This window comes from Pseudobacter sp. (assembly GCF_051955275.1).
Lineage (GTDB): Bacteria > Bacteroidota > Bacteroidia > Chitinophagales > Chitinophagaceae > Pseudobacter.
In genome coordinates this window covers 1-7,141 of sequence record NZ_JBQCGW010000177.1, presented here as the reverse complement: position 1 = coordinate 7,141, position 7,141 = coordinate 1, and the positions used below count along the sequence as shown (strand labels likewise).

Below are 7,141 nucleotides of genomic sequence, written 5' to 3'. Positions count from 1 at the left end.
CTACTTTTTCGCCCCTCATTTCCAGTTTCTCGGAGGCTGTTACGGCCACCGGTACTGCAATCCAGAGGATGATATAAGTAATGAACAGGGTGCTGCCCAAAGATCCTGTGATGAATTTCGGCCCGATGGAAAAGCCCCAGTCGTGATCAAAGAAGAAATTGAAAGGGCCTGATACCAGTGCAATCAGCAAAGGCAGGGCAAAGATGAGCCGGGGGATCCAGGCGTCGATATGGAAATACTGGGCCAGGCCTCCGGCAACACCGGCAAACACCTTATCATCACTGCTTCTGTAAAGTCGTTTGGTGATATTCGTTTGTACGGATTTACCAGGCACAACTATCCAGAGCAGGATATACACCCAGAAAAGAGGCGCAACCAGTAACACGAACAGGATACGTAAGATCACAGGGTCTATACCGAGGTAATTGGCCAGGCCGCTACAAACACCACCGAGGATCTTATCGTCTGTATTGCGATAGAGCCTTCCGCGGCCGGTTGCATACTGACCGGCGCCGGGTTGTGATTGCTGCTGTTGCTGAGACTGCGATTGTTTGGCTTCTTCCCCTGCAGTTTCCTGAGTTCCGGTGCTTCCGCCGTCATCATCAAAATCTTCAGGGCGGCCGATACTGGCGCTGATCTGGTTCACATCTTCATCAGTGATACAAACAGCTCCTTTTTTCAGTCTTTCGGAAAACAGCTCAGCGATGCGGCTTTCGATATCATTGATAATTTCATCACGTCCTTCCTCCCGGGCAAAGTAGCTGCGCAAACTGTCGATGTATTGCTTCAGCAGGTCAAAGGCCGTTTCCTCAATGGGAATCACCCTGCCCTGGAAATTTATATTGATGACTTTTTTCATTGTTCTGCTATTTGACGGTTGAAGTGTTAGTTGGAAGTATCAGGATTGGTTTCAATGGAAGTTGGTCCTGCGGTTGAAGGAAGAGAATCCCTTTTGCTGGCCAGGGTGTTCACGGCATTCGCCAGTTCATTCCAGGTAGCCTGCAGTTCCAGGTAGAACTCTTCGCCTTTTGGAGTAAGGGAAAAATATTTCCGGGGCGGCCCCGAGTTGCTTTCCACCCAGCGGTAGGTAAGCATATCGGCATTTTTCAATCGGGTTAAGAGGGGATACAGGGTTCCTTCCAGGATCTGGAGGTTGGCTCCCCGCATTTCATCCACAATATCACTCGGGTAAGCTTCACCCCGTCTGATAATGGAGAGAATGCAGAACTCCAAAATCCCCTTGCGCATCTGGCTCTGTGTATTCTCAATATTCATACTTGTTCGTTTTTGCCCCTTTGGGGCTGGCTATACTTGGGTTGCTTTATCTGAAAGTGACAAAAGTAATGGGAGTAAACTCATCTGCCCAACCTGATGCGGATTCTACGGCAGAAACTGTTTTAACTGCTTTTTCTTCGGAAACTGTTTCGGTTTCGGTTGCCGCAGCGTTGGCTGCGTTGGTCTGCTGATCATCCATGCCGGCGGTCAGCAGAGAGGTCAATAACAAAACAACCAGTGCAACTTTTATTAACATATACATTGAATGCTCAATTTTTGGTGATATCGATCATTCACAACACAAACATACGGAGAATTCTAGTACTATGCAACACACAGTACCTTATTTCTACAGGTAATTTTCATAGGAGGGTAATGAGTTTTGCGTGAAATGCAGTCTGGTAGCGGATTTTCTTATTCAAGAAAGGTTGAGAAGAATTTGGGGGAATTCAGGGAGTGGTCAGAAACCGGGTCGAGCGGCAGGACAAAGTGGGATTTTAGGGGTCGATTTCGGTTGAAGCAAGCCTGCAATTAGTCGGGGAGCACTCGCTCGCCTCCGGCGAGCACCGTGTCGCCAGAGGCGACGGCATACCCGTCACTCGCGGGGACGCGAGCGACTGCTCTCCGAGTAAAGGCTCTATCCCTTTTTTGGTCAGCCCACTGTGTCGCCGGGAGGCGACGAAAATATAAGTAACTCTCCGGAGGCGAGCTACCGGGCACTGTGTAAGTAAATTGATTATCTGAGCGTTACCACACTCTGCACTTGCTGGCCGCCCTTGCCTTCCACTACCAGGTTGATATCCTGGCTGGTAGGGCCGGTAGCTTTGAAAACCAATTGGTTGGCACCTTTTTGAAGGGGAACTCTTGTATAATAGATGGTATGTGGCAGGCTTTGCCAGTTGCGGGTATCCGCTTTTTCAGAAGCGAAGTTGAATGCCTGGATGGCCAGGGCTATAGCTTCTTTTGTGTCTTTGTTCTTATCATCAGCTTTCGGGCGGGCGGCCATTTCAGCCAGTTTTTTCACCACCAGCCTGCCAAGCGCAGTGCCCATTTCTTTCAAAAACCTTTCCCGGAGGGTGGTAAAGGCGAGAGCATTGATGTTTTCCGCTTTTTCCAGGGAGTATTGCTGGTTATTGAGAGAAATGCTGGCGCTCCGGTAGTAGGTGGGCTGCTCTACATAACGGGGGAACGCCACTCTGAAGGAACGAAGATCATCCAGTTTCAGGTCTGCGCTCCTGATATTATAAGATGCGAAATTGAAAGGGATGTTGAAAGATCCGGAGGGGTCAACAAAGGAAAAGTTTCCCAGCCCATCTTTAGTTAGCGCGAAGAAGAAGTTCTGCTCTTCCTTCACCGGAGCCAGCCCGTTTTCCCAGAACAGCACCAGTTCGCCGCCGGGGGCTTCAGGATGTTTCTGGTAACTGGTATTCATGAGCTTTTCGTAACGGCCAAGCTCATCCGTGAATCCATTCTTTTCCGCAGCACGAAGCAGGTCCTGCTTCAGTTGCTCCGGGATTGCCACACCATAATAGCTGTTATTGTTTTTTAGAAACAGATCAACGGAGTTCCGGTAAGCGATGAATGCATTGTTCCAGTCAGCACTCTGTTCATAGATGATGCCCTGTAGCATGAGAGAGAAGGCATCATCATTGTATTTGTTGTCGCTTTTTGTTTTGTCCTGCAATGCATAGTTACTGAGGCTGATCCTTCTTGCTTCCACCAATGCATCATCGGGCCTGCCAAGATAGAGGTAGTTGAGCGCTTTGTAGTAATGCAGCATGAACTTCTCGAAGGCCTCCCCTTTGTAGGTCTGCATCATGGGATTGAGCAGTGTACCCAGAGCGAGATCACCAGCGGAGGTCCTTACATCTTCCATGAATACATCGGCCTCATTGAAGTACATATTGCTGGAGTCGTACTGTTTCAGCAAGTGGGCCATCTTCCCTTTTTCAAACAGATAGAGCAGGCGGTTGCGTTTGGCCTGCAGGATCTTTGTTTTCTCCAGTGTGGCTTCAGCTTTGGTATAATTGTTATTACGCATGGCTGCATAATAATCAGCGATGCGGTTATTGTAAGTAACGCAGGAAAACAATAAGAGCATCAGCGGTAACATAGCCAATGCTCTCATATTATTGATAGGTAATATCTGCATGGAAACGGCTCCGGATTTACTTCATCAGTTCTTCACATATTTGGCAATCTTCTTGTCGCCGATCCAAACCACTTCATTGGTTTCGATATTGGTGAGCTCGAGATTCACCTGATAGTAAACCACTTTTTGTCTTTTCTGAGAATCAACAATGGAGTTGATAGAACCCTGGAGGATATAATCTGCGCCCTGCTCCATTCCGAACTTCTTCATGGAAGAAGTGGAGGAGTTGGTTTGCTGATCTGCTTTTTCTGCGCGAAGCTCTTCTCTTTTCTTACCACCCTGTACCAGTCTTACGCGGCCGGTTTTGATGAATGACTGTTCAACATCCTTCACAAAGGTTTCTGCTTCGATATGCTCATGGCTTTTGTTGGTTACAAAACCAACGATCACCACTGGCTTCTGGCCTTTATGTGCTTCCAGGTGATCGCCCACCCATTTGTTGTTGATGATGGTCTCGGTCATTTCTTCTGCCACCAGTCTTGAGTCAGTATTGTTCCAGCGGCCGCTGAGGTCCACCTGCTCATTAGGGTCAATCCGGGTTACTTTGTGGGCACAGGATACACTGATAACACTTACTGCAACTAAAGCTGCAAAAGCCAAAAGAACTTTCTTCATATTGGTATTATTTATACAAATGGTTTTGTGATGAGTATTACGATCGGGTGGAACTAAATGTTACTATCTCCACCACCAGCTGGAAAGACCGATACCGGTTGCAATGGGCAGTGCTGAATTCCAGAAATAGTTGTTCCAGTTATTTCGCCAGCCATTACGGTAACCGCCAGGATAGTAATTATTATAGTTATTATAATAACCGCCATAGCCGTAGTAGAAATCGTTGTTCCAGCGGGCTCTTTCCATGCGCAGTTCACGACGGAATGCGCGGCGGGCATCCCTGGCTTCTTTTTTATCTACCAGGTAATCGATGGCTTTATAGGTTTCCTGTGGAGTAGTGCTATGCCAGGCATTGATGGAATCCGCCATGCGCATGTATCGCTGCTGGCTTTCCATATACCGGGGATTCTGGTCCGGCGCCAGATTCTGCGCTTCAACTGTAAAACCAAGCGCTACAAACGCGAAAAATGGAAGTATTACTTTTTTCATAACCTTCATTTTTAGTTATTTATACAATACAAAGCTAGCACGATTTCCGTTAACCGGCAGTTAAATCCGGCCACCAGCCTATGTTTCAACTAAATGGGTATTTTGTTCCGTAACCCATTCATTACTAAAGACAATAAACCAGTGCTTTACCCCTATTTCTTCAACCCTATTTCCCGGAGCCTCTCATCAAGGTACTCTCCGGCAGTGGCGTCAGGGTATGCCTTGGGGTGAGTAGCATCGATACAACTGTCAAGCGCCGCCAGGCTCATTTCACTTTTCGGGTGTAAAAAGAAGGGGATCGAAAAACGGGAAGTATGCCATTTCTCGCGGGGTGGGTTCACCACGCGGTGGGTGGTTGATTTCAGCTTGTTATTGGTAAGCCGCTGGAGCATATCGCCCACATTCACCACTATCTGCTCCGGTAAGGAAGTTACTCCCACCCAGTTGTTCTGTTTGGTGAGGATCTGCAACCCGTCGGCTGAAGCGCCTACCAGCAGGGTGATCAGGTTGATATCCTCATGCTGCTCCGCCCTGATGGCCGATTTCGGCTCTGATGTGATCGGTGGATAATGAATAGCCCTCAGAATGGAATTGCCATTATGGATATGCTCATCAAAATAATGCTCATCAAGACCAAGATACAGGGCAATGGCCTGCAGCAATGATTTCCCCGACTTCTCAAATGCACGGTATGCCTTTTCAAAGGTGATGTTGAAACTTTCTACTTCATTCACTTTCACATTGTCAGGGTACTCGGATTTTACAGGGTCATTGTCTTCAACGATCTGTCCGTACTGAAAGAACTCCTTCAGATCCGGCGCATCACTGCCCTTCGCATGTTCCTTTCCGAAAGAAGTGTAACCACGCTGGCCGGCAAGGCCGGGCACTTCGTATTTCTTTTTGGAGTCGAGCGGTAAAGAAAAGAACTGCTGCACGTATTTATAGAGATCCGCAATCAGGTCGTCTGAGATACCGTGGTTCTTTACTGCCACAAAACCAACGTCTTCATAGGCTTTGCCTAACTGGTTGACAAAGGATTTTTTCAATTCGGGATCGCCGGAGGTGAAGTCAGCGAGGTTAACTACCGGTATTGCCATAAAATTAATTTAGGTGTTGATGCACGTGGGGGAATTCAAGTGCGGTTAACAAGTTACGAAAAAATAATCTGTGATTGGTTTTGTGGGGTGATTGAGCGTCCGTGGCTCGGTAAGTGCGGCTGCAAAAACTGCCGTCCATATGTTTTTGGGGGAGCTAAGGGATGGAGGATGGGACTTATGTAGGTTTGATGAGCTGCGGGGCAACAGGTTTTGAGGCCGCCTTACCGAGCCACGGACGCATGAGCACGCTGAAAAGGGAAGAGTTTTTTGCGATGTTGTTCCAAGGCACGAATTTCCCTTTGTGCGGGGAGGGGGAGAGGTACCGGGTGCGTCAGCGGGAGTAAATGGATTGGGGTAGGGTTGGTTTAGTGGCAGGATTTTGAGTTGAAAACAGGGTGGATGGTTTTGAGTTGATGAGGTGGCAGGGTTATTCAGATCGATTACGTGGGTAGAGTTTAATTGGGGCGGAATGTGAAGCGCCGGCCCCACTCTTTGCAACAACACTTACGGTTATTGTTGTAGCAAAGCGAATGCCGGCGCAGGTTCGGGGCTATACTTTATGTTGTAGTGTTGTGGACTTTATATTTTCTGAATGCTTGTTTGTAATGGTATGCTTTTGCGTTCAGTTTTGGCTTTCCTGGAAAGGCTGTTTAAGGCCGGGAGCAGGAAAGCCAGGTTTTGATCCCGATGTTTTTATCGATGACAGTGGTTATGGTTGAGGAGATGATTGCTTTGCAATTAGCTTGAGTACTATTTCTTTTTCAACAGGGTCAATGTCCATGATAGCATACCTGTCCACCTCGTTGATCTGTACTTCGTCAAGCGCGTCAACTACATTGCCGTAGGCGGATTCGTCGAGAGGCTTGATCATGAAGACGAGGTCGTTGCGGCCATTGGTTTTATTGCGGTCGAGGGCGGCTTGCTTTTGGCGGATCACTTGCCCGATACCGTTAGCAAAATCAAAGCTGCAGGTGGCCCAGGCATTGTTCTTTATGGCTTCGTTTAATGAGCCATGGTAGTAGAACACTTTGTTCTTTTCGAGAAGGATGGCGGTGAGAGAGCCGCTTTCAGAACTTTTTGTATTCGGTCCATCTGCAGGCATATTTAAACGGGTGGCTTTCGGCTCAGTCATGCTGGTTGTGAAAATAAAGAAGGTGATGAGGAGGAAGCCCAAATCCACCATGGGCGTGAGGTCTACGCGGGTAGAGTACTTTTTGCTACGGCGAACGCCGGCTCCGCCGGAGTTGGTTGCCATGTTTATTTCAGCCATACGCAGGAGTTTAGAATGAGATCCGGAGAGCCGATTATTCCATAATCTTTTTTTGAGGAGATGCGTAGGCGGGGACTACTTGCTCGCCTATGGGGAACACCGTACTCGCCGGAGGCGAGCAAATAGAAGTCACTCGCGGGGGACGCGAGCGACTGGGCAGTGCGAAAAAAAAGTGGGCTGACCCAAGGTCAGCCCACATTTTTGGGTATTTTTGTTTTTTTTTGATTCAGGATTGGTGGGGGT

At 48.1% G+C, this 7,141-nt stretch carries 8 protein-coding genes; all 8 read right to left on the bottom strand.

The genetic code is table 11. The annotated features are described in order from the left end of the window. On the bottom strand, positions 1-859 hold an 859-nt coding region (locus ACTHMC_RS15130; RefSeq protein WP_440414242.1), incomplete at its 3' end, for a PspC domain-containing protein. 26 nt (positions 860-885) lie between these two features. Continuing rightward, positions 886-1,275: a PadR family transcriptional regulator gene (locus ACTHMC_RS15125; RefSeq protein WP_440414240.1), complete on the bottom strand. Its 390-nt coding sequence runs from the start codon at positions 1,273-1,275 to the stop codon at positions 886-888. A 46-nt stretch (positions 1,276-1,321) separates the two neighbouring features. Beyond that, positions 1,322-1,531 (bottom strand): hypothetical protein, encoded by a 210-nt coding sequence (locus ACTHMC_RS15120; protein WP_440414239.1) that lies wholly within the window; start codon positions 1,529-1,531, stop codon positions 1,322-1,324. A gap of 480 nt (positions 1,532-2,011) precedes the next feature. Beyond that, a complete protein-coding gene (locus tag ACTHMC_RS15115) occupies positions 2,012-3,427 on the bottom strand; it encodes a COG3014 family protein (protein WP_440414237.1) in 1,416 nt (471 codons plus the stop codon). A gap of 24 nt (positions 3,428-3,451) precedes the next feature. After that, positions 3,452-4,042, bottom strand: a complete 591-nt coding sequence (locus tag ACTHMC_RS15110; protein WP_440414236.1) for a penicillin-binding protein activator LpoB — start codon at positions 4,040-4,042, stop codon at positions 3,452-3,454. Between the two features lie 63 nt (positions 4,043-4,105). Beyond that, positions 4,106-4,531 (bottom strand): hypothetical protein, encoded by a 426-nt coding sequence (locus tag ACTHMC_RS15105; protein ID WP_440414235.1) that lies wholly within the window; start codon positions 4,529-4,531, stop codon positions 4,106-4,108. A 152-nt stretch (positions 4,532-4,683) separates the two neighbouring features. After that, positions 4,684-5,628 carry an isopenicillin N synthase family dioxygenase gene (locus tag ACTHMC_RS15100; protein WP_440414234.1) on the bottom strand — a complete coding sequence of 315 codons (945 nt, stop codon included), beginning with the start codon at positions 5,626-5,628 and terminating at the stop codon, positions 4,684-4,686. A gap of 709 nt (positions 5,629-6,337) precedes the next feature. Continuing rightward, positions 6,338-6,898, bottom strand: a complete 561-nt coding sequence (locus tag ACTHMC_RS15095; RefSeq protein ID WP_440414232.1) for an ExbD/TolR family protein — start codon at positions 6,896-6,898, stop codon at positions 6,338-6,340. Positions 6,899-7,141 lie beyond the last annotated feature (243 nt).